At 73.6% G+C, this 21,279-nt stretch carries 18 protein-coding genes; 14 read left to right on the forward strand and 4 right to left on the reverse strand.

Annotated features, from left to right (window positions below; genetic code table 11):
- The first annotated feature begins 119 nt into the window (after positions 1-119).
- The 4 genes from FQ330_RS09430 to FQ330_RS09445 all read left to right on the forward strand — a co-directional run bounded on the left by FQ330_RS09430 (position 120) and on the right by FQ330_RS09445 (position 4,937).
- Positions 120-1,625: an MmgE/PrpD family protein gene (locus FQ330_RS09430; protein WP_146357058.1), complete on the forward strand. Its 1,506-nt coding sequence runs from the start codon at positions 120-122 to the stop codon at positions 1,623-1,625.
- Positions 1,625-2,548 (forward strand): methylisocitrate lyase, encoded by a 924-nt coding sequence (gene prpB, locus FQ330_RS09435; protein WP_146357060.1) that lies wholly within the window; start codon positions 1,625-1,627, stop codon positions 2,546-2,548. The genes FQ330_RS09430 and prpB overlap by 1 nt, the downstream gene beginning before the upstream one ends.
- Positions 2,545-3,624 (forward strand): oxidoreductase, encoded by a 1,080-nt coding sequence (locus FQ330_RS09440; protein WP_128189463.1) that lies wholly within the window; start codon positions 2,545-2,547, stop codon positions 3,622-3,624. Before prpB ends, FQ330_RS09440 begins: the two co-directional genes overlap by 4 nt.
- 149 nt (positions 3,625-3,773) lie before the next feature.
- The gene (locus FQ330_RS09445; protein ID WP_128189465.1) at positions 3,774-4,937 is read left to right on the forward strand and encodes an acyl-CoA dehydrogenase family protein; all 1,164 of its coding nucleotides are present in this window, start codon (positions 3,774-3,776) and stop codon (positions 4,935-4,937) included.
- A gap of 345 nt (positions 4,938-5,282) precedes the next feature.
- On the opposite strand, the gene FQ330_RS09450 is transcribed toward FQ330_RS09445, so the two are convergent.
- Complete coding sequence (locus FQ330_RS09450) at positions 5,283-7,250, reverse strand: BCCT family transporter (protein WP_146357062.1); 1,968 nt, start codon at positions 7,248-7,250, stop codon at positions 5,283-5,285.
- Between the two features lie 227 nt (positions 7,251-7,477).
- On the opposite strand from FQ330_RS09450, the gene FQ330_RS09455 reads away from it, so the two are divergent.
- The 4 genes from FQ330_RS09455 to FQ330_RS09470 all read left to right on the forward strand — a co-directional run bounded on the left by FQ330_RS09455 (position 7,478) and on the right by FQ330_RS09470 (position 12,061).
- Positions 7,478-8,650 (forward strand): bifunctional 2-methylcitrate synthase/citrate synthase, encoded by a 1,173-nt coding sequence (locus FQ330_RS09455; protein WP_146357064.1) that lies wholly within the window; start codon positions 7,478-7,480, stop codon positions 8,648-8,650.
- Complete coding sequence (locus FQ330_RS09460; RefSeq protein ID WP_128189471.1) at positions 8,647-9,477, forward strand: aldo/keto reductase; 831 nt, start codon at positions 8,647-8,649, stop codon at positions 9,475-9,477. The genes FQ330_RS09455 and FQ330_RS09460 overlap by 4 nt, the downstream gene beginning before the upstream one ends.
- A gap of 224 nt (positions 9,478-9,701) precedes the next feature.
- Entirely contained in the window at positions 9,702-10,121 is a 420-nt protein-coding gene (locus FQ330_RS09465; protein ID WP_128189473.1) for a DUF2695 domain-containing protein, read from the forward strand.
- Positions 10,122-10,300: 179 nt separating this feature from the next.
- Entirely contained in the window at positions 10,301-12,061 is a 1,761-nt protein-coding gene (locus tag FQ330_RS09470) for a thioredoxin domain-containing protein (RefSeq protein WP_146357066.1), read from the forward strand.
- Between the two features lie 15 nt (positions 12,062-12,076).
- Here FQ330_RS09470 and FQ330_RS09475 read toward each other — a convergent pair whose 3' ends face one another.
- Complete coding sequence (locus tag FQ330_RS09475; protein ID WP_192575906.1) at positions 12,077-13,933, reverse strand: dolichyl-phosphate-mannose--protein mannosyltransferase; 1,857 nt, start codon at positions 13,931-13,933, stop codon at positions 12,077-12,079.
- Between the two features lie 70 nt (positions 13,934-14,003).
- On the opposite strand from FQ330_RS09475, the gene rsmI reads away from it, so the two are divergent.
- From rsmI to FQ330_RS09490, 3 genes are all read left to right on the forward strand, one after another.
- Positions 14,004-14,822 (forward strand): 16S rRNA (cytidine(1402)-2'-O)-methyltransferase, encoded by an 819-nt coding sequence (gene rsmI / locus FQ330_RS09480; protein ID WP_146357069.1) that lies wholly within the window; start codon positions 14,004-14,006, stop codon positions 14,820-14,822.
- Positions 14,823-14,894: 72 nt separating this feature from the next.
- Positions 14,895-16,445 (forward strand): methionine--tRNA ligase, encoded by a 1,551-nt coding sequence (gene metG, locus FQ330_RS09485; RefSeq protein ID WP_146357071.1) that lies wholly within the window; start codon positions 14,895-14,897, stop codon positions 16,443-16,445.
- A gap of 58 nt (positions 16,446-16,503) precedes the next feature.
- A complete protein-coding gene (locus FQ330_RS09490; protein WP_146357073.1) occupies positions 16,504-16,974 on the forward strand; it encodes an SRPBCC domain-containing protein in 471 nt (156 codons plus the stop codon).
- A gap of 36 nt (positions 16,975-17,010) precedes the next feature.
- Here FQ330_RS09490 and FQ330_RS09495 read toward each other — a convergent pair whose 3' ends face one another.
- Positions 17,011-17,607 carry a hypothetical protein gene (locus FQ330_RS09495; RefSeq protein WP_146357075.1) on the reverse strand — a complete coding sequence of 199 codons (597 nt, stop codon included), beginning with the start codon at positions 17,605-17,607 and terminating at the stop codon, positions 17,011-17,013.
- 112 nt (positions 17,608-17,719) lie between these two features.
- On the opposite strand from FQ330_RS09495, the gene FQ330_RS09500 reads away from it, so the two are divergent.
- The gene (locus FQ330_RS09500; protein WP_146357077.1) at positions 17,720-18,673 is read left to right on the forward strand and encodes a TatD family hydrolase; all 954 of its coding nucleotides are present in this window, start codon (positions 17,720-17,722) and stop codon (positions 18,671-18,673) included.
- Positions 18,674-18,691: 18 nt separating this feature from the next.
- Here FQ330_RS09500 and FQ330_RS09505 read toward each other — a convergent pair whose 3' ends face one another.
- Positions 18,692-19,693, reverse strand: a complete 1,002-nt coding sequence (locus FQ330_RS09505) for a hypothetical protein (RefSeq protein ID WP_146357079.1) — start codon at positions 19,691-19,693, stop codon at positions 18,692-18,694.
- A gap of 110 nt (positions 19,694-19,803) precedes the next feature.
- Here FQ330_RS09505 and rsmA point away from each other — a divergent pair, with 110 nt between their 5' ends.
- Together rsmA and FQ330_RS09515 are read left to right on the forward strand one after the other, a co-directional pair.
- Positions 19,804-20,712 (forward strand): 16S rRNA (adenine(1518)-N(6)/adenine(1519)-N(6))-dimethyltransferase RsmA, encoded by a 909-nt coding sequence (rsmA, locus tag FQ330_RS09510; RefSeq protein WP_225792793.1) that lies wholly within the window; start codon positions 19,804-19,806, stop codon positions 20,710-20,712.
- The gene (locus tag FQ330_RS09515; protein ID WP_146357081.1) at positions 20,713-21,240 is read left to right on the forward strand and encodes a hypothetical protein; all 528 of its coding nucleotides are present in this window, start codon (positions 20,713-20,715) and stop codon (positions 21,238-21,240) included.
- Positions 21,241-21,279 lie beyond the last annotated feature (39 nt).

A 21,279-nucleotide genomic window follows, 5' to 3' on the forward strand; every position in this document is an offset into this window, starting at 1 on the left:
ACCGCCTCCTCATCGAGGCCTCCGCTTCGGGAGTCGAGCCGATCGTACGCCCGCGCCCCGGCGGTGGCCAGGGGCGTCGTGCGGCACGCCCCGACGGGCGCATCGCTAGGCTCGGCACCATGCAGCACCATGATGTGAGAGCCCGCAAGAGCGCCGAGAACCTGCCCCGCGAGGAGCAGCTCGCCTGGAAGATCGCCCAGGTCGCCGTCGACCCGGTCGAGGTCGAGGCCGAGGTCGTCGAGATGATCGCGAACCGCATCATCGACAACGCGTCGGTGGCGATCGCGAGCCTCAACCGCCCGCCGGTCGTGTCGGCCCGCGAGCAGGCGCAGCGCCACCCGTACGAGCCCGGTGCCGCGGTCTACGGCATCGAGGACCGCGTGAGCCCCGAGTGGGCCGCCTGGGCGAACGGCGTCGCCGTGCGCGAGCTCGACTACCACGACACGTTCCTGGCCGCCGACTACTCCCACCCGGGCGACAACATCCCGCCGATCCTCGCGGTCGCGCAGCACGTCGGCTGCGACGGGCGCGCGCTCGTGCGCGGCATCGCGACCGGCTACGAGATCCAGGTCGACCTCGTGCGCGCGATCAGCCTCCACAAGCACAAGATCGACCACGTCGCCCACCTCGGCCCGTCGGCCGCCGCCGGCATCGGCACGATGCTCGGCCTCGAGGCCGAGACGATCTTCCAGGCGGTCGGCCAGGCGCTGCACACCACGACCGCCACCCGCCAGTCGCGCAAGGGCGAGATCTCCACGTGGAAGGCGCACGCCCCCGCGTTCGCCGGGAAGATGGCGGTCGAGTCGGTCGACCGCGCCATGCGCGGCCAGACGAGCCCCGTGCCGATCTACGAGGGCGAGGACGGCGTGATCGCCTGGCTGCTCGACGGCTGGGAGGGCGCCTACCAGGTGCCACTGCCCGCGCCGGGCGAGCCCAAGCGCGGCATCCTCGACACGTACACGAAGGAGCACTCGGCCGAGTACCAGGCGCAGGCCTGGATCGACCTCGCGCGCAAGCTCGGCGCCGAGCGCCCCGAGCTGCGCGACCCCGAGAACGTCGCGTCGATCGTGCTGCACACGAGCCACCACACGCACTACGTCATCGGCTCGGGCGCCAACGACCCGCAGAAGTACGACCCGACGGCCTCGCGCGAGACCCTCGACCACTCGATCCCGTACATCGTCGCGGTCGCGCTGCAGGACGGCGGCTGGCACCACGTCGACTCCTACGCGCCCGAGCGCGCCGCCCGGCCGGACACGGTCGAGCTGTGGAACAAGATCTCCACGCTCGAGGACCCGGTGTGGACGGAGCGCTACCACGACCCGGACCCCGACAAGAAGGCGTTCGGCGGCCGCATCGTCATCACGCTCACCTCGGGCGAGACGATCGAGGACGAGATCTCGGTGGCGGATGCGCACCCGGCGGGCGCGCGCCCGTTCGGCCGGGCGGAGTACGTGCAGAAGCTGCGCACGCTCGCGCAGGGGATCATCGACGACGCCGAGATCGACCGCTTCCTCGGGCTCGTCGAGCGCCTGCCCGAGCTGACGGCCGAGGAGGTACGGCAGCTCAACGTCGTCGCGCCCGCGGGCACCGTCGACGCCGGCACGACGCAGGGCATCTTCTAGTGCTGTCGACCAGCGTCACCCCGAACGAGAAGCGCAAGGCGCTGCGGGCGGGCCTCGCGTCCGGCACGCTGCAGCGCTTCCCGGGAGCCTTCACGCCGCTGTCGGCGCCGCTCATCCAGCAGCTCGGCTTCGAGGGCGCCTACATCTCGGGCGCCGTCATGGCGGCCGAGCTGGGGCTGCCCGACATCGGCCTGACGACGCTCACCGAGGTAGCCCAGCGCGGCCGCGAGATCTCGCGCATGACCGACCTGCCGACGCTCATCGACGCCGACACGGGCTTCGGCGAGGCGATGAACGTCGCGCGCGCCGTGCACGAGCTCGAGGACGCAGGCGTCTCGGGCCTCCACCTCGAGGACCAGGTCAACCCCAAGCGGTGCGGCCACCTCGACGGCAAGGAGGTCGTTCCGCTCGACCACGCGGTGCAGCGCATCGCCGCCGCCGTCGCCGCCCGCCGCGACAGCGACCTGCTCATCATGGCCCGCACCGACATCCGCGGCGTCGCGGGGCTCGAGGCCGCGAAGGACCGCGCGAAGGCCCTCGAGGCCGCCGGCGCCGACGCGATCTTCCCCGAGGCGATGGCCACGCTCGAGGAGTTCGCGGCGATCCGCGAGGCCGTCGACGTGCCGATCCTCGCCAACATGACCGAGTTCGGCAAGAGCGCGCTCTTCACGCACCAGCAGCTGCAGGACGTGGGGGTGAACATCGCCATCCACCCGGTGTCGCTGCTGCGCATCGCGATGGGCGCGATCGAGCGCGAGCTCGGCGTGCTGGCCGAGACGGGCACCCTCGAGGGCGCGGTCGAGCGCATGCAGACGCGCGCGCGGCTCTACGAGCTCAACGACTACGCCGCCTACAGCGCCTTCGACGAGGGCGTGTTCGACTTCGAGGTGCCCGGTCGCCTCATCGGGGGCGCGCACGGATGAGCCTGCTCTTCTCGCCCGTCACGGTGGGCGCCGTCGAGGTGCGCAACCGCGCCTGGGTCTCGCCCATGTGCCAGTACTCGTGCGAGCAGCTCGACGGCGTGCCCGGCCAGTGGCACCTCGAGCACCTCGCCTCCTTCGCGCGCGGCGGCGCGGGCCTCGTCATGACCGAGGCCGCCGCGGTCGTGCCCGAGGGCCGCATCTCGCCGCAGGACGCCGGCATCTGGGACGACGAGCAAGGCGAGGCGTGGGCCGTGATCGCCGAGCGCATCCGCGCCCACGGCGCCGTGCCCGCCATCCAGCTCGCCCATGCCGGCCGCAAGGCATCCACCTACCGCCCGTGGAGCGGCCGAGGCAGCGTGCCGCAGGGCGAGGGCGGCTGGCAGACGGTCAGCGCGGGCGCGGATGCGTTCGGCCGGTTCGCGCCGCCGCGCGCGCTGGGTGCCGACGAGGTGGCGCAGCTGCCGGAGCGCTTCGCCGAGGGCGCCCGACGCGCCGCGGCTGCGGGCTTCGACGCGATCGAGGTCCACGCCGCGCACGGCTACCTGCTGCACCAGTTCCTCTCGCCACTCACCAACCACCGCGACGACGAGTGGGGGCCCGACGCCGACGGCCTCCGCGTCGAGCTGCTGCGCCGCGTCGTCGCGGCCGTGCGCGAGGCGGCGCCGGACGCCGCGCTCATGGTGCGCCTCAGCGCCTCCGACTGGGTCGAGGGCGGCATCGACACGCGCCTCACGATCGAGCACGTGCGCGCCGCCGCCGACGCGGGCGCCGACTGGTTCGACCTCTCCTCCGGCGGGCTCGACCCGCGCCAGGAGATCCCGCTCGGGCCCGGCTACCAGGTGCACTTCGCCCGCGACGTGCGCGCCGCGACGGGCCTGCCCGTCAACGCCGTCGGGCTCATCGACGAGCCGTCGCACGCCGAGCAGCTGCTCGCCGAGGGCGACGCCGACGCGGTGATGCTCGCGCGCGCGTGGCTGCGCAACCCGCACTGGGCCCTCGCGGCCGAGGCCGCCCTCGACGGCGAGCCCGACGCATCCGTCTGGCCTCCGCAGTACACGAGGGCGCGGCAGGCCTAGTCGCACTCTCGGCCCCGCTCCGCGCCGAGCCGTTCGCCTCCGTGCCGTAAGGTGCAAGGCGACTGCTCAGCGCGGAGCGAGGCCGACTGATCCCGATCGGATCGCGGCATCCCGCGCGGATGGCGGCTCCCTAGACACAAGGAGACGGGATGACGATCGATCTGGCCACCTACGCCCTCAGCGACGACGAGCTGACGCTCGCGGAGACCATCCGCGACTTCGCCGACCGCGTCGTGGCGCCCGTCTCGTACGAGGCCGACCGCACGAAGACGCTCCCGATGGACGTCGTCGCCCAGATGGGCGAGATGGGCCTGTTCGGCATCCCCTTCCCCGAGGAGCACGGCGGCCAGGGCGGCGACTACTTCGCCCTCTGCCTCGCCATCGAGGCGCTCGCGCGCGTCGACCAGTCGATCGCCATCACGCTCGAGGCGGGCGTGAGCCTCGGCGCCATGCCCGTGTTCCGCTTCGGCACGCCCGAGCAGCAGGCCGAGCTGCTGCCCCCGCTGCTCGAGGGCACCGCGCTGGCCGGCTTCGGCCTCACCGAGCCCGGCGCCGGCTCCGACGCGGGCGCGACCCGCACGACCGCGCGCCTCGACGGCGACGAGTGGGTCATCAACGGCGCGAAGCAGTTCATCACCAACTCGGGCACGCCGATCACCAAGTTCGTGACCGTCACGGCCGTCACGGGCGAGCAGGACGGCCGCAAGGAGATCTCGACGATCATCGTGCCGAACGGCACTCCGGGCTTCACCGTCGACCCCGGCTATGACAAGGTCGGCTGGCACGCCTCCGACACGCATCCGCTCACCTTCTCCGACGCGCGCGTGCCCGCGGCGAACCTGCTGGGGGAGCGCGGCCGCGGCTTCGCCAACTTCCTGCACATCCTCGACGAGGGGCGCATCGCGATCGCGGCGCTCGCGACCGGCGCGGCCGAGGGCTGCCTCGAGGCCGCGGTCGACTACGCGAAGCAGCGCACGGTCTTCGGCGAGCCGCTGTCGACCCGCCAGAGCATCCAGTTCACGCTCGCGCGCATGCAGGCGCGCGTGCACAGCGCGCGCCTCGCGTGGCACCACGCGGCGCGCCTGCGCGACGCCGGCAAGCCGTTCAAGACCGAGGCGGCGATCGCCAAGCTCACCGCGAGCGACGCCGCGATGGACAATGCGCGCGAGGCGACGCAGATCTTCGGCGGCAACGGCTTCATGAACGAGTACCCGGTGGCGCGGCACTTCCGCGACTCGAAGATCCTCGAGATCGGCGAGGGAACGAGCGAGGTGCAGCTGCTGGTGGTGGCGCGGGCGCTCGGCGTGGCCTGAGCCGCGGCATCCCGTTGGTCGAGTAGGCCGCGTCACCCCGTCGGTCGAGTAGGTCGCGCAGCGGCCGTATCGAGACCGCGCTCGGCTTCGTCTCGATACGGCCCTGCGGACCTACTCGACGAACGGGTGGGGAGCGGCCGTACCTCGCCCCGTTGGTCGAGTAGGCCGCGGAGCGGCCGTATCGAGACCGCAGCACCCCGTTGGTCGAGTAGGCCGCGGAGCGGCCGTATCGAGGCCGCGCTCGGCTTCGTCTCGATACGGCCCTGCGGGCCTACTCGACGAACGGGGATGCGGGCCTACTCGACGAACGGGGAGGCCCTGCGGGCCTACTCGACGAACGGGGGGCTACTCGGCCGGGGGCTCGGCCCGGCGACGCCGCTCCCGCTCCTCCTCGCCGACGACGAGCGCGTTGTCGCCGGAGGCGGTGTGGTCGGGGCGATCCGGGCCCTTCGGCTGGATGCGACCGGGGTCGAGGGTGCGCTGCACGCCCTGGGCGTCGATCGGCCCGGTCGTCGCATCCGTGTACCACTCGGTGAGCGCCGGGTCGTCGGTGTCGAGCCATGCGCCCGCGCCGTCGTCGGCGTGCACGCCGCTCGAGCCGAAGACGAAGTCGTCGCCGTGCTCCTCGATGCCGAGCCGCACGCCCTGCGCGATCGCCGCCTTCGCGTACTTGTGGCGCAGCATGTAGGGGTCGGTGCGCAGGTCCTTCGCCCAGGCGACCATGATGCCGATCACCACGAACGCGAACGGCAGCGCCGTCACGACCATGAGCGACTGCACGCCGCTGAGCGCCTCCTCGCCGCCGGCGACGAGCAGCGTCGCGGCGGTCGCGCCGAGCAGCACTCCCCACGTGATGGTCACCCAGCGGCTCGGCTCGGGCTTGCCGCCCTGGCTCATCGACGCCATCACGATCGACGCCGAGTCGGCGGAGGTGACGAAGAAGATGACGATCGACACGAGCGCGAGGATCGACGTGATGACGCCGAACGGCAGGTTGCCGAGCATCGCGAAGAGCATCGCCTCCGACGAGCCTGCCTCGCTGATGCCGAGCCCGGCCGCCTCCATCGACATCGACGTGCCGCCGACGATCGTGAACCAGACGAGGCAGACGGCCGACGGCACGACCACGACGACGGTGACGAACTCGCGCAGGGTGCGGCCGCGGGAGATCTTCGCGACGAACATCCCGACGAACGGTGTCCACGACACCCACCACGCCCAGTAGTAGGTGGTCCAGGCGGAGAGGAACGCGGCCGAGTCCTCGCTCTGCGCGGGGTTGCGCATGAGCATCGTGCCGAGGTCCTCGAAGAAGGCGACCGTGACCGACGGCAGCAGGTTCAGCAGCAGGAGCGTCGGGCCGGCGACCAGCACGAAGACCCCGAGCACGCCGGCCACGACCATGTTGATGTTCGACAGGGCCCGGATGCCGCGCTTGATGCCCGAGACGGCCGAGACCACGAAGAGGGCCGTGAGCACCGCGATGGTGCCGATGAGGAAGGCGTTGCCGACCTCGCCGATGCCCGCGACCATCTCGAAGCCGCGGCCGATCTGCAGCGCGCCGATGCCGAGCGAGATGGCGGTGCCGCCGAGCGTGACGATGATCGCGAAGACGTCGACGAGCTGGCCGAGCCAGCCCTCGGTGCGCTGGCCGAAGATGGGCGTGAAGATCGCCGAGATCAGCGGCGAGCGCCCGCGGCGGTAGGCGCCGTAGGCGATCGCGCCGCCCACGAGCGCGTAGTACGCCCACGCCATCGGTCCCCAGTGGAGCAGCGTCTGCGCGAGCGCGGAGTGCATCGCGTCGACGGTGCCGGGCTCAGCGTCGAAGCCGTGCGGGGGAGCGAGGAAGTAGGTGAGCGGCTCCATGGGGCCGTAGAAGAGCAGGCCGATGCCGATGCCGGCCGAGAAGAGCATCGCGATCCAGGAGACGGTCGAGAACTCGGGCTCCTCGTCGTCGGAGCCGAGCCGCACGCCGCCGGTGCGGCCGTAGCCGACGAACATCATGAAGACGGTGATCGCGATCGTGAGCGCCCCGAAGAGCCAGCCGAAGTTCGTCGTCACCCAGCCGAGCGAGGCCGAGCCGGTCGCCTGGATGCTCGCCGGGTCGAGGATGCCCCAGACGATGACGGCGGCGATGAAGGCGCCGGCGATCGCGAACACGGCCCAGTTCGTGCCGAAGGTGCGGCCGGTGCGCTCGACGCCGATGCCGGGGATGAGCGCAGGATGCACGAGGCCGGGCTCCGTCACCTCCCGGATGACCTGCCGCACGGGGGTGCGGCGCGGATGCTCAGGGGTCGTGGGCGGCGTCTCGGCCATGGCGTCTCAGCTCGTCTCGTGTCGTTCGGTGCGGTCTCGTTCCAGCCCTCGCGGGCGACAGGCGACGCTATCGCGGGCCTCCGGCGCATCCTGCGAGCATCGATCGATCGTTGCGGCATCGTGATGGGCGCGGCCGGGCCCAGACGTCGTTCGCCGGGCGAACGATCTTCGGAGCGGCCGTGCCCTAGAGTCGGATCGCGCCCCACACCTGTTCACCGAGGAGCACCATGACCCAGCCCGAGGCCCAGCCCGAGATCAAGAAGGGGCTTGCCGGCGTCGTCGCCGACACCACCGAGATCTCGAAGGTCAACCCCGACACGAACTCGCTGCTCTACCGCGGCTACCCGGTGCAGGAGCTCGCCGCGACGCAGCCGTTCGAGGCGGTCGCCTACCTGCTCTGGCACGGCGAGCTGCCCGACGAGGCCCAGCTGGCCGAGTTCCGCGCGAAGGAGCGCGGGCTGCGGGCGCTGCCCGACAACGTCAGGACGGTCATGGATGCGCTGCCCACGACCGCGCACCCGATGGACGTCGTGCGCACGGCCGTCAGCATCGTCGGAGCCAACGACCCCGACGCCGACGACGCATCCACCGACCTCGACAAGGCGTTCGCGCTCTTCGCCGTGCTGCCGGCGATCGTCAGCTACGAGCAGCGCCGCCGCCGCGGCGAGCAGCTCGTGCCCCCGCGCGACGACCTCGACTACGCCGCGAACTTCCTCTGGATGTCGTTCGGCGAGGAGGCCGACGAGGTCGTCGTCGACGCCTTCAACCAGTCGATGGTGCTCTACGCCGAGCACTCGTTCAACGCATCCACCTTCACCGCCCGCGTCGTCACGTCGACGCTCGCCGACCTCTACTCCGCGGTCACCGCGGCCGTCGGCGCGCTCAAGGGCCACCTGCACGGCGGCGCGAACGAGGCCGTGATGGAGGTCTTCCACGAGGTCGGCGAGCCGTCGAAGGCCGACGCGTGGATGCAGACCGCGCTCGACGAGAAGCGCAAGATCATGGGCTTCGGGCACCGGGTCTACAAGAACGGCGACTCGCGCGTGCCCACCATGCGCGCCGCGCTCGAGCGGCTCGTCGAGCACTACGACTCGCCGGAGACGCTCGAGATGTACACGGCGCTCGAGCAGGCGATGGCCGACCGCAAGCCCATCAAGCCCAACCTCGACTTCCCGTCGGGCCCCGCCTACGCGCTCATCGGCTTCGACGTGCCGATCTTCACGCCGCTGTTCGTCGCGGCGCGCGTCACCGGCTGGACCGCCCACATCATCGAGCAGCGCGCCAACAACGCGCTCATCCGCCCCCTCTCGGCGTACAGCGGCCCCGACGAGCGCCACGTGCCCGGCGTCGACACCGCAGCCCTGCCCGAGGACACGTCCACGATCGAGGAGACCGAATGACCACCATCCCCACCCTGCAGCTCAACGACGGCCGCACGATCCCGCAGCTCGGGTTCGGCGTCTTCAAGGTCGACCCGGCCGAGACCGAGCGCATCGTCACCGAGGCGCTCGAGGCCGGCTACCGCCACATCGACACCGCCACCATCTACGGCAACGAGGAGGGTGTCGGCCGCGCCCTCGCCGCGAGCGGCATCGCGCGCGACGAGCTCTACGTCACGACGAAGCTCTGGAACGACAGGCGCGGCGAGGCCGCGGCCCGCGAGGCGCTGGGCGCGAGCCTCGAGATGCTCGGCCTCGACCACGTCGACCTCTACCTCATCCACTGGCCGACGCCCGCGAACGGCAGCCCGGTCGAGACCTGGCAGACGCTCGCCGCGATGCGCGATGAGGGCCTCACCTCGTCGATCGGCGTCTCGAACTTCGACGAGCGCTACCTGCCCGAGATCCTCGAGACCGGCATCGTGCCGGCGGTCAACCAGATCGAGCTGCACCCGCAGTTCCAGCAGCGCGCCGCGGTCGAGCTCTCGGCGCAGCACGACATCAAGATCGAGGCCTGGGGCCCGCTCGGCCAGGGCAAGGTCGACTACTCGACCGGCGTCATCGGCGAGATCGCGCAGCGCCTCGGCGTCTCGTGGGCGCAGGTCACGCTGGCCTGGCACCTCGCCGAGGGCCGCATCGTCTTCCCGAAGTCGAGCAGCCCCGAGCGCATGGCCGAGAACCTCGCCGCCGCGTCGGTGCAGCTGACGCCCGAGGACATCGCGGCGATCGACGCGCTCGACCAGGGCGCGGCCGGCCGCGTCTCGGCCGACCCCGCCGAGGTGAGCTGACCCGACCCCGCCGGGCGGACGCATCCGCCCGCCCCGCTCGGAACCGATCCCGCTCGACGACCCGTTGCACCCGGCACGACCCGGTGCACCGGGTCGTCGTCGGTCGAGCGGGTCGTTCCGCCGGTCGTCGCCGCGGACGGGGTGAACCGCCGTGCAGCGCGGCCCTCCACAGGCGGGCGGATGCGCCGCACGGGCCGGGCGGGAGGTCTGCGACCGTGCGCGGCATGGAGAGATCGATCAGCGACGAGGCCGAGGCCTACGTGCGCAGCCTGCTCGACGACTGGCTCGTGCCGCACCCCGGGGAGTGCGTCGCCTGCTTCCTCGACCGCGCGCTCGAGCGCTCGAGCTGCGACGGCGACCTGCGGTTCGCCGAGCTCTACCGCGACCTCGCGGCGCCGCGCGCGACGGCGCTGCTGCCGCGGCTGCGGGCAGCGGGCGGCTACTGCGACTGCGAGGTGCTGAGCAACGCGATGCAGCCGGCGTGGCACCTGTGGTCCACGAGCCGCGAGCTCGACCTCGACGGCCGGTCGATCGTGCTCGAGGCCGAGCCGCCCGAGGCGATGCCGCCCTGCACGGGCGTGCGGCGCGGCTCGACGCAGCCGTGCCGCAACTGGCACCGCATGCGGCGCCCCACGCGCTGGTGAGGCCCGGCGCCCGCTCGCCGGTGTGATCCGTTCCACCGAGCGGGACCCCTTCTACCGAGGAGGACCCGGTGCACAGGGTCCTCTGCGGTGGAGCGGGTCCCGTTCGAGCGCACGGTGTTCGAGCGCACGGTGTTCGACCGCACCGGCGGGCGCTGAGGCGGCGGGCGTAGCGTGGGCGGATGGAGAGCGTCGACAACCGGCTCGCGGGCGCCGCGAGCGCCTACCTCAGGCTGCACGCCGACAACCCGGTCGACTGGCGGGAGTGGGGCGAGGCGGCGTTCGCCGAGGCGCGCGAGCGCGGCGTGCCGGTCTTCGCGTCGGTCGGCTACGCCACGTGCCACTGGTGCCACGTGATGGCGCGCGAGTCGTTCGCCGACGCCGAGGTCGGGGCGGCGCTCCGGGCAGGCTTCGTCGCCGTGAAGGTCGACCGCGAGGAGCGGCCCGACGTCGACGCCGCGCTCATGGACGCGGCATCGGCCTTCACGCGCCAGCTCGGCTGGCCGCTCAGCGTCTTCCTCACGCCCGACGGGCAGCCGTTCTTCGCCGGCACCTACTACCCGCCTACCGGCCGGCAGGGCGTGCCCGGCTTCCGCGACGTGCTCCGCGGCGTCGGCGCGGCCTGGCAGGAGCAGCCGGATGCGGTAGTCAACACCGCGGGGCGAGTGCAGGAGGCGCTCCGCGCCGCGCGGGCGGGCTCCGGCGAGCGTGCCGACGCGCTGCCGGACGCGGCCGAGATCCGGGCGGCGCTCGCCGGCGTCGCGGCGCAGGAGGACCCGGAGCACGGCGGGCTCGGCGAGGGGCAGAAGTTCCCGCAGGCGCCGCTCATCCTGGCGCTCGTCGACGTCGATCCCGCGCTCGCGGGCCGCCTGCTCGACGCGGCAGCCGGCGACGACGCGGTGGTCGCGAGCGGCGGGTACTCGCACCTGCGCGGCCGCGACGGCGGCTTCTTCCGCTACGCGACGCGCCGCGACTGGGCCGCACCTCACTTCGAGCGGATGCTCATCGACAACGCGCAGCTGCTGCACGCCGCGACGCTGCTCGGGCGCGAGACCGTGGCGGCCGGCATCGTCGGCTTCCTCGACGACGTGCTGCGGCTGCCCGGCGGCGCGCTCGCGGTCGCCGAGGACGCCGAGTCGACCGTGCGTGGGCAGCGCGTCGAGGGCGGCTGGCACCTGGGCCCGCCGTCGCCCGAGCGCGAGCGGCCGCCGCTCGACCGGCTCGTCGTGACGGCCGCGAACGGGCTCGCGATCGAGGCGCTCAGCATCCGGGCGCTGCGCGACGGCGATGAGCGGGCGCTCGCGCTCGCACGCGGCGCGGCGGAGCACCTGCTCGCGCATCACGTGCGACCTACGCCCGAGGGCGTGCAGCTCGTGCACGCGAGCCTCGACGGGCAGGCCTCCGACGCGGTCGCGACCGCGGCCGACGCCGGCTGCCTCGCGAGCGGCCTGCTTGCGCTCACCGCCGCGACCGGCGAAGCGCGCTGGGCCGTGGAGGCCCGCGCGATCCTCGAGGCGGCACCCGACCCCGTCGCCGTCGCGGGGCAGGGCCCGGCGCTCGAGCTCGGGCCGGCCTCCGACGGCGACGCGCCGTCGGGCGAGGCCGCGCTCGCGGGAGCGCTGCACGGGCTCTACGCGCTGAGCGGCGACGCCGAGCACCTCGAGCGCGCGACCCGGTTGCTCGACGCGACCCTGGCCATCCGCAACCCGTTCGCCGGCGCCGCGACGCTGCGGGTCGCGTCGCTGCTCGCAGAGCCGCCGCAGACGCTCGTGCTCGTCGGCGAGCCGCCCTCGGCCTTGCGCCGCGAGCCCGGCGCCCTGGTCATGAGCCCCGCGCAGGCGGCCGAGCTCGCGGATGCCGGCTTCGAGCTGCTGGCCGGGAAGGAGGCGCCGGGCGCCTACCGGTGCCGCGGCTTCGTCTGCGACCTGCCCGAGCCGTTCTGACCTGTCAGCGGGGACTCACCGGCCGGGCCACGTCGGCGGCCAGTAGCGCAGCCGCACGAGGTCGGAGGGCAGCTCGATGCCGTACCAGACGGGTAGGAACCAGAGCGCGACGGCGATGCTCGCGAGCACGAGCGCCGCGACCGTCAGCCAGCCCCACGCGCGGCGCTCGACGTCGTCGCGCGCGGGCCGCGTCGCTGCCCGCGCGGCCGGGGCGGGCACGGCGGCCGCGAGGTCGGCGTCGAGCCGCGCCGACGCATCCGCCGCGTGTTCCGCCGGCCGCGCGTCGTCCGCCGCCTCGTGACCCACCCCGAGCCCGTCCGTCGACCGGCTCTGCGCAGCGCCGACCGGACTATCCGGCCCAGCCGCCACGGAGCCGGTCGACGGACGGCGCGGCGGCCCGACGAGCACCTGCAGCGCGTGCGCGAGCCCGATGACGAGGAACGGCAGGAAGACGATCGCGTAGAAGAAGAAGATCGTGCGCTCGGGGAACGCGAGCCACGGCACGTACCCGGCGGCGATCGCGACGAGCAGGAAGCCCACGCGCCGGTCGAGCGTGCGGCCGAAGCGGTAGAGCAGGAAGCCGAGCGCGACGATTCCGGCGTACCAGACGACGAGGTTCGGCAGCGCCGTCACCCACCAGGTGCCCGCATCACTGGACGCCATCTCGAAGCCCGTCGGGCGGCCGAGCCACAGCCACTCGTAGGCGGGCGACTGGTACGAGTGGTCGCCCGTGAGCCCCACGTGGAAGCCGAGCTGCTGCGCGTGGTACGCCCAGAGCGACTGCAGCCCGAGCGGCACCCACGCGAGCAGCCCGCCCCAGCGCAGGTCGGCGCGCTCGAGCATGAGCTGCGAGCCCCAGCCGCCGTCGAACCAGCCGGCGTAGCTCGCGACGTAGACGACGAGCGCGGGTCCGACGAGCAGCACGAAGCTCGCCGGCGCCTGCGACAGCAGCGTGCCGAGCCACGGCGATCGGTAGCCTGCGCGCCGCCGGTCGAGGGCGTCGAGCAGCACCGTCCAGAGCCCGAAGGCGGCGAGGAACACGGCGCCCGACCACTTCGTCGCGCACGCGGCGCCGAGCAGCACGCCCGCGATGACGAGCCAGGGCCGCGTCCACATGGCGGCGAGGATGCGCCGGGGCCGTTCGGCGAGGGTGCGCACGGTGCGCGCGGGGGAGCCGCGCCGGTCGACGAGCAGCGCGCCGGCCCCGGCCAGCACGAAGAGGGCGAGGATGCCGTCGAGCAGCGCCGTGCGGCTCATGACGATCGCGAAGCCGTCGATCGCCATCCACAGGCCCGCGAGCGAGGCGAACGCCACCGACCCCAGCAGGCCGCGCGCGATCGCGTAGGTGAGGCCGACGAGGGCGATGCCGGCGAGCGCGCTCGGCAGCCGCCACCAGAACGGGTCGGCCATGCCGAACACGGCCATCGCCATGCCGATGATCCACTTGCCGAGCGGCGGGTGCACGACGTAGTCGGCCTCGGTCGTGAGGCCGCCCGGGTCGCCCGCCTGGAATCGCTCATCGGAGCCGTCGGCCCACTCGCCCTCGTAGCCGAGCTGCCAGGTCGACCAGCCCTCCTTGACGTAGTACGTCTCGTCGAAGACGAGGATGCCCGGGTGGCCGAGCGCGGTGAGCCTCGCGACGGCGGCGATCGCGACGATGGCGACGGGCGCGCCGATCTCGATGCGGCGGCGGATGCGCGGCTCGGCGAGGCGCGCTTCGAGCGCCCCGTACGCGCGCACGAAGCGGCCCGGCGCGCGCGTCGCGGGCCGTTCGGGCGCGGGCTCGTCGTCGACCGCGACGGCGGCGCCGGCGGGCGCGAGCGAGGATGCGTGCGCGCCGTCGTCGCTGTCGGCGGCGCGCGGGTCGGTCACCCGGCGATTCTCGCATCCCGTCCGCTGCTCCAGCGGAGGCGGGGCGAGGCAGCGCAGTAGCGTGGGCCGCGTGATCATCCTCGGCGCGACGCCCATCGGCAACCTGGGCGACGCGAGCGGCAGGCTCCGCGAGGCGCTCGCGACGGCCCCGGTGATCGCGGCGGAGGACACCCGCACCACCCGCCAGCTCATCCGCGCGCTCGGCATCGACGCCCAGCCGCAGCTCGTCGCGCTCCACGAGCACAACGAGGAGGCCGCGGCACCCGCGCTCGTCGAGCGCGCCCGCGACGAGGACGTGCTCGTGCTCACCGACGCCGGCATGCCGACCGTGAGCGACCCCGGCTTCCGGCTCGTGCAGGCCGCCGTCGCCGCCGGCGTCGCGGTCACGTGCCTGCCCGGGCCCTCGGCGGTGCTCACCGCGCTCGCCCTCTCGGGCCTGCCGACCGACCGGTTCGCCTTCGACGGCTTCCTGCCGCGGAAGGGCGGGGAGCGCGACCGCATGCTCGCCGCGCTCGCCCGCGAGGAGCGCACGGTCGTGCTCTTCGAGGCGCCGCACCGCCTCACCGACGCGCTCGAGGCGATCGACCGCGCGATGCCTGGCCGCCGCGTGGCCGTCTGCCGCGAGCTCACGAAGCGCTACGAGGAGGTGCGCCGCGGCACCGCCGCCGAGCTGCTGCCCTGGGCGCGGGAGGGCGTCAAGGGCGAGATCGTGCTCGTGCTCGAGGGCGCGACGCCCGTGCTCGCCGACCTCGACGCGGCTGTGCAGCAGGTGCTGGGGCTCAAAGCGGCGGGGATGCGCCTCAAGGAGGCCGCGGCCGAGGTCGCGGAGGCGACCGGGCACCCGCGGAACGCGCTCTACCGGGCCGCCCTGGAACATCCGGCGTCCTGAGGCCGACCTCGGCCACCGGCGGGATGCGTCGCGCGGCGTCACGCGTCCGGCGCGCTCCCTAGACTTGACCCCATGCCCGAGCGCTTCACCGTCACGACGCCGATCTACTACGTCAACGACGTGCCGCACATCGGCCACGCCTACAACGAGGTCGCCACCGACGTGCTCGCGCGCTGGCACCGCATGCGCGGCGACGACACGTGGATGCTCACGGGCACCGACGAGCACGGCCAGAAGATCATGCGCACCGCGGCCGCGAACGGCGTCAGCCCGCAGGAGTGGACCGACCGGCTCGTCGAGAGCGCCTGGATCCCGCAGCTCGAGCTGCTCAACATCGCGAACGACGACTACATCCGCACCACGAGCGAGCGGCACAAGGTCGGCGTGCGCATCTTCCTCGAGCGCCTCAAGGAGGCCGGGTACATCTACCACGGCGAGTTCGAGGGCCAGTACTGCGTCGGCTGCGAGGAGTACAAGACGGCGAACGACCTGGTGCCCGGCACCGGCGAGTTCGAGGGCCAGCTCGTCTGCGCCATCCACTCCCGCCCGATCGAGGTCGTGCGCGAGGCGAACTACTTCTTCAAGCTCAGCGAGTTCGGCGACCGCCTGCTCGCGCTCTACGAGGAGCGCCCCGACTACGTGCAGCCCGAGCACGTGCGCAACGAGGTGCGCCAGTTCGTGAAGCAGGGCCTCAACGACCTGTCGATCAGCCGCAACACCTTCGACTGGGGCATCAAGGTGCCGTGGGACGAGACGCACGTCGTCTACGTCTGGTTCGAGGCGCTGCTGAACTACATCACCGCCAACGGCTACGGCGTCGACGACGAGCTGTTCGCGCGCCGCTGGCCGGCCGTGCACATCGTCGGCAAGGACATCGCGCGCTTCCACGCGGTCATCTGGCCCGCGATGCAGATGGCGGCCGGCATCGAGATCTCGTCGCACGTCTTCGGCCACGGCTGGCTGCTCGTCGGCGGCGAGAAGATGTCGAAGTCGAAGGCGACGGGCATCGAGCCGAGGCAGATCACCGACGTCTTCGGCGTCGACGCCTTCCGCTACTACTTCATGTCGGCGATCGCGTTCGGCTCCGACGGCTCCTTCTCGTGGGAGGACCTCGACGCCCGATACCACGCCGAGCTCGCCAACGGCCTCGGCAACCTCGCCTCGCGCGTCATCGCGATGGTGCACAAGTACTGCGACGGCGTCGTGCCCGAGGTGGCCGTCGACGCCGACATCCTGGCGCTCACGACGGATGCGGTGGGTCGCGCCGAGCGGGCGATCGACCGGTTCGCGATCGACGAGGCCGTCGACGCGGCCATGTCCATCGTCGAGCGGCTGAACGGCTACATCACCGAGCAGGCACCGTGGGTGCTCGCGAAGGACGAGGCGCAGCGCGACCGGCTGGCGGCAGTGCTCGCCTCGAACGTGCACGGCATCGGCACGGCCGCGATCCTGCTCGCGCCGGTCATGCCCGACACAGCGCAGAAGCTGTGGGCGGCGGTCGGCGGCGAGGGCGACGTGCTCGCGCAGCGCATCCAGGCGGCGCACGAGTGGCAGGGCACGGGCCGCGTGACGACCGTGCCGCCGCTGTTCCCGCGCATCGAGCAGGCGCAGCCCGCGAGCTGAGCCGCTGCCGCATCCCGCGGCCCTGGCCGAACACCGGGCGCCGTGCGAGGGTGGGGGCATGAGCGAGACCACCCACGAGCGCACGGGCGAGCAGACCGTCGTGCATCGCCGCGAGTTCGACGCGCCCGCCGAGCGAGTGCAGCAGGCGCACACGGTCGCCGAGATCTTCTCGCAGTGGATGGGCCCGCGCGGCTCCCGCCTGCGCATCGAGCACTTCGAGCCGCGCACCGGCGGCGACTTCGACTACGTGGTCGAGGTCGGCGGCGGCGAGCACCGCTTCTGGGGCTCGTACCACGAGGTCGTCGAGGGCCGCATCGTGCACACCTGGGAGTACCAGGGGGAGCCCGGGCACCCGACGCTCGAGATCCTCGAGTTCCGCGAGCTGCCGGGGGAGCGGTGCGCGCTCGAGATCACCTCGGTCTACGCGTCGCGCGCCGACTGCGACGCGATGGTCTCCTCGGGCATCGACGGCGGCATGGACGAGGACTTCGAGCGGCTCGACGAGGCGCTCGCGCACCTCGCGCACTGAGCGCGCGCGGCGCCACGCGCGGGTCGGCGGTCGTCGCTACGGCGCGGGCAGCGTGAGCACGAGCGGCTCCGGCAGGCCCGTGACCGTCAGCTGCAGCGCCGCATCCGCGTCGACGTCGGCGGGCACCAGCAGCGTGTAGGTGCGCGCCGCGTCGGGAGCGCCGCAGACCTGCGGCTGCTCGACCTGCACGGCGAGGGCTGTCGCCGATTCCGCGGTCAGCGGCCCGGCCAGTGCCCAGCAGCCGCTCGACGCGGGGAGCGAGAGCGCGATGCGGGCGGGCGGGTCGATCCAGGTCGCGACGCCGCCGAGCCGCAGCACGTCGTCGACGGATGCGCCGCTGTGCTCGGGCAGGCCGTCCTCGCCGTCATCCAGGCCGACCGACGGCTCGGGGGCGACCATCGCCTGGGCCTCCGCCGCTTCCTCCTCAGCGGCCGCCGCATCGCGCGCGACCGACTGCTGCCCGGCCGCCTGCTGGTCAGCAGCGGTCTGCGTCGACTCCTCGGCCGACTCCGACGACGTGCCCGCCATCCCGGGCTCGCCCGCGCTCGGCGGCGAGACGGCACCGCCGGATGCGCACGCGGACATCGCGAGCGCGGTCGCGATCGCGAGGGGAAGAGCCAGGCGTCTGGGCATGCCGGGAGGACCTCCGTGGACGAAAACGCGGACCACGATAGCGGCTCTTCCCCGACGACCGCCTGGAAGGGCCCTCGGCTCCGCCTGTGGACGGGTCTCCTAGGCTGGGTGCATGCCCACGAGCCACGACGGCACAGCCCCTGCCCGCACGCCCTCCGAGCCGCTCGCCGAGGCGCCGCGCGGGACGACGCTGCCCGGCGGCGAGTACATCCGGGAGCGCTTCGACGACGGCAAGCGCGACCTCACGCGGCCCGGGGCACCGGAGCCCCTCGGCGTGCCGATCTACGACAACCACACGCACCTCGAGATCAAGGACGGCGACGACTTCCCCTACTGGCGCGCCCTCGACGCGGCCGAGGCTGCCGGCGTCGCGGGCGTCATCCAGGTGGGCGGCGACGTCGAGTCGTCGGAGTGGTCGGCGGCGCTCGCGGCGCAGGACCGCCGCGTGCTCGCCGCGGTGGCGCTGCACCCGAACGAGGCGCCCGGCTACGCGGCGGCCGGCACGCTGCCCGACGCGCTCGCGACGATCGACGCGCTCGCCGCGCAGCCGCGCGTACGGGCGGTCGGCGAGACCGGCCTCGACTTCTTCCGCACCGGCGACGACGGCCGGCGCGCGCAGCACGAGTCGTTCGAGGCGCACATCGACATCGCGAAGCGGCACGGCATCGCGCTGCAGATCCACGACCGCGACGCGCACGACGAGGTCGTCGAGACGCTGCTGCGCGTCGGGGCGCCCGAGACGACGGTCTTCCACTGCTTCTCCGGCGACGAGGCGCTCGCGCGCACCGCGGCCGAGCACGGCTGGTACCTGTCGTTCGCGGGCACCGTGACGTTCTCGAGCGCGAAGAACCTGCACGCGGCGCTCGCGGTCGCCGACCGCAGCCGCATCCTGGTGGAGACGGATGCGCCGTTCCTCACGCCGACGCCGCACCGCGGCCGCCCGAACAGCCCGTACCTGACGCCGCTCACCGTGCGGTCGATGGCGGAGCGCCTCGGCATCGACGCCGACGAGCTCGCGGCGCTCACCGCCGAGAACACCGTGCGCGCCTACGGCAGCTGGGACTGAAGCTCCGGCCGAGCCGGGTCAGCCCAGCTCGACCACGTCCTCCTGCGACAGCTCGACGACGGCGTCGCCGCCATCCGGGCTCACACCGGTCACGGTCACCTCGACGCCGAGGCCCGCGGGCACCTGCTCCGGCAGGGTGAAGATCCAGCCGTAGGGCACGGCGTCCGCCGTGCACGCGGTGTCCTCGCCGACCTCCGGGAAGCGGAACTCCACCGCGATCGTGCCCGGGCCGCGGCTCTCCGCAGCGACCGGCTCCGGCACGCACGCCGTCGAGCCGCTCGAGGTCAGGAAGACGGCGAGCGTGCGCCCGGGCTCGACCCAGGCCGCCTGCGCCGGGACGCTCCCGCCCGCCGTCGGCAGGGCATCCAGGGCCGGCATCTCGTCGTCGGCGATCGGCGCGGGATTCGCCGCCTCGCCCGACCCGGGGATGAGGCTCGGCTGCGGGTCGGCGGTCGGGCCGCTCTCGAGCCTGTCGTCGGGGCCGACCTGCAGCTCGAGCACCTCGTCGTTCCCCTGGAGCTTCACGAGCGACACCTGCAGCACCCGGTCGAGCTCGATCGCCGACGGGAGCGCGAGCTCCCAGCCGTGCAGGCGGAAGTCGGCGGTGCACATCATCGCGGGGTCGGGCGGGTCGAAGCGGATGGTCGCCGCGGGCTCCGCCTCGTCGAGCTCGAGCGGCTGCGGCTGCGGGATGCACCCGCCGCCCCCGCCCGAGCCGCCGATGATCACCGCGAGCGTCTCGCCGGGCTCGGCCCAGGCGACGACGACGCCCTCGGACGAGACGCGGTCGAACAGGTAGGAGTCGTTGAGGCGGTCGTCCTCGATCGGCACCGGGGCCGCGCCCGTCGCGCTCGGCGGCGCGTCGGGCGCGGAGGGCGAGCCGGAAGGGGCGGCCGGCTGCGCCGTGCAGGCGGCGAGCAGCGCGGCGACGCCGGTGAGCGCCGCGGCCGCGAGCGCCCTCGCGGGCCTGCCCCGACGCATCCGCGATGCTGCGGTGCTGGCTCGGACGGTGCTGCCCATGCGGCCTCCTCGATCGGGGGCGGTGCCGCTTCGACGGCGCTGCCCGCACCCGCATCCTGACGCACGCCCCTGGGCGCCCGGTCAGCGGGCGCTCGGCATAGGCTCGACGCGTGAGCGAGAGCATCGAGGGCGTGTCGAGCGCCGCGACCCTGCTGGGCGGCGCCGAGATCCGCGCGCTCGCGGCGCGGCTCGACCTGACGCCCACGAAGCGGTGGGGCCAGAACTTCGTCGTCGACGCCAACACGGTGCGGCGCATCGTGCGGACGGCGGATGTGTCGGGGCTCGACGTGGTCGAGGTCGGGCCGGGCCTCGGGTCGCTCACGCTCGGCCTCACCGAGGCGGGCGCCCGGGTGGCGGCTGTCGAGATCGACCCGCGGCTCGCCGAGCTGCTGCCCGAGACCGTGGCGCGCAAGCAGCCCGGGGCGCGCCTCGAGGTCGTGGAGCACGACGCGCTCACCATCGAGGCGCTGCCCTTCTCGCCGCAGGCGATCGTCGCGAACCTGCCGTACAACGTGTCGGTGCCGGTGCTCATCCACCTGCTCGAGCGCTTCCCGAGCATCGAGCGCGCGCTCGTGATGGTGCAGGCCGAGGTCGGGCACCGGCTCGCCGCGAAGCCGGGCTCGAAGACCTACGGCTCGCCGAGCGCGAAGGTCGCCTGGTGGGGGCCGTGGGCGCTCGAGGGCGACGTGTCGCGGCAGATCTTCTGGCCCATCCCGGGCGTCGACAGCGTGCTCGTCGGCTTCCGCCGCGGGCCGTCGCGCGGCGACGAGGCGCTGCGGAAGCGCACCTTCCGGGTGATCGACGGCGCGTTCGGGCAGCGCCGCAAGATGCTCCGGCAGGCGCTCTCGGGCGTCTACGGCTCGTCGGCCGCGGCCACCGAGGTGCTCGAGCGCGCCGGCGTCGACCCGACGCTGCGCGGCGAGGCGCTCGCGCTCGACGACTTCATCCGCATCGCCCAGGCCGGGCCGACGGCGCCGGCCGGCGCCGACGCATCCGCCCCCGTCCTGCTGGAGGACTGAGTGGTCGAGCGGATCGACAAGAACATGGGGCCGGCCGCGCTCCAGGCGGCGACCGGGCGCACCCACGAGCAATGGCGCGACCTCATCGAGGGCGCGGGCGGCCTCGAGTGGACGCACCGGGCGACCGTCGACTGGCTCGTCGGCGAGCACGGCGTCGACCCGTGGTGGGCGCAGGGCATCACCGTCGACTTCGAGCAGGACCGCAAGGGACGGCTGCCCGGCCAGCAGGCCGACGGCACGTTCACGGTCGCGCGCACCCGCACCGTGCCGGGGGAGCGCCTCGCGGCGCTCGCCGCCGTGCGCGCCGCCGTCGAGGCGCGACACGGCGCTCCGCACGGCGAGAACCTCGCCGCCGCGCAGCCGGTCGTGCGCTGGCGGCTCGACGACGGCACGCGGCTCGCGGCGGCGGCGCAGCAGCCGAACCGCTCGGGCACGCCCGTGGGCGTCACGATCGAGCGGCTGCCCGACGCCGGGGCGATGGCGGCCGCGAAGGCCGAGATCGACGCGATCTTCGCCGCCGTCGGCTGAGCGGGCCCGGACGGGCCGTGCAGGGACGACCGCTGCGGG

It is taken from the genome of Agrococcus sediminis (genome assembly GCF_007923295.1).
Taxonomy (GTDB): Bacteria; Actinomycetota; Actinomycetes; order Actinomycetales; family Microbacteriaceae; genus Agrococcus; species Agrococcus sediminis.

Excerpts from the sequence above, each read along its gene's own strand:
- FQ330_RS09500 (WP_146357077.1), top strand. The coding sequence starts at position 17,720 with ATGCCCACGAGCCACGACGGCACAGCCCCTGCCCGCACGCCCTCCGAG.
- FQ330_RS09455 (WP_146357064.1), top strand. The coding sequence starts at position 7,478 with ATGACCCAGCCCGAGGCCCAGCCCGAGATCAAGAAGGGGCTTGCCGGC.
- FQ330_RS09430 (WP_146357058.1), top strand. The coding sequence starts at position 120 with ATGCAGCACCATGATGTGAGAGCCCGCAAGAGCGCCGAGAACCTGCCC.
- FQ330_RS09505 (WP_146357079.1), bottom strand. The coding sequence starts at position 19,693 with ATGGGCAGCACCGTCCGAGCCAGCACCGCAGCATCGCGGATGCGTCGG.
- FQ330_RS09450 (WP_146357062.1), bottom strand. The coding sequence starts at position 7,250 with ATGGCCGAGACGCCGCCCACGACCCCTGAGCATCCGCGCCGCACCCCC.
- FQ330_RS09445 (WP_128189465.1), top strand. The coding sequence starts at position 3,774 with ATGACGATCGATCTGGCCACCTACGCCCTCAGCGACGACGAGCTGACG.
- FQ330_RS09490 (WP_146357073.1), top strand. The coding sequence starts at position 16,504 with ATGAGCGAGACCACCCACGAGCGCACGGGCGAGCAGACCGTCGTGCAT.
- metG (WP_146357071.1), top strand. The coding sequence starts at position 14,895 with ATGCCCGAGCGCTTCACCGTCACGACGCCGATCTACTACGTCAACGAC.
- FQ330_RS09465 (WP_128189473.1), top strand. The coding sequence starts at position 9,702 with ATGGAGAGATCGATCAGCGACGAGGCCGAGGCCTACGTGCGCAGCCTG.
- FQ330_RS09440 (WP_128189463.1), top strand. The coding sequence starts at position 2,545 with ATGAGCCTGCTCTTCTCGCCCGTCACGGTGGGCGCCGTCGAGGTGCGC.
- FQ330_RS09495 (WP_146357075.1), bottom strand. The coding sequence starts at position 17,607 with ATGCCCAGACGCCTGGCTCTTCCCCTCGCGATCGCGACCGCGCTCGCG.
- FQ330_RS09460 (WP_128189471.1), top strand. The coding sequence starts at position 8,647 with ATGACCACCATCCCCACCCTGCAGCTCAACGACGGCCGCACGATCCCG.
- FQ330_RS09470 (WP_146357066.1), top strand. The coding sequence starts at position 10,301 with ATGGAGAGCGTCGACAACCGGCTCGCGGGCGCCGCGAGCGCCTACCTC.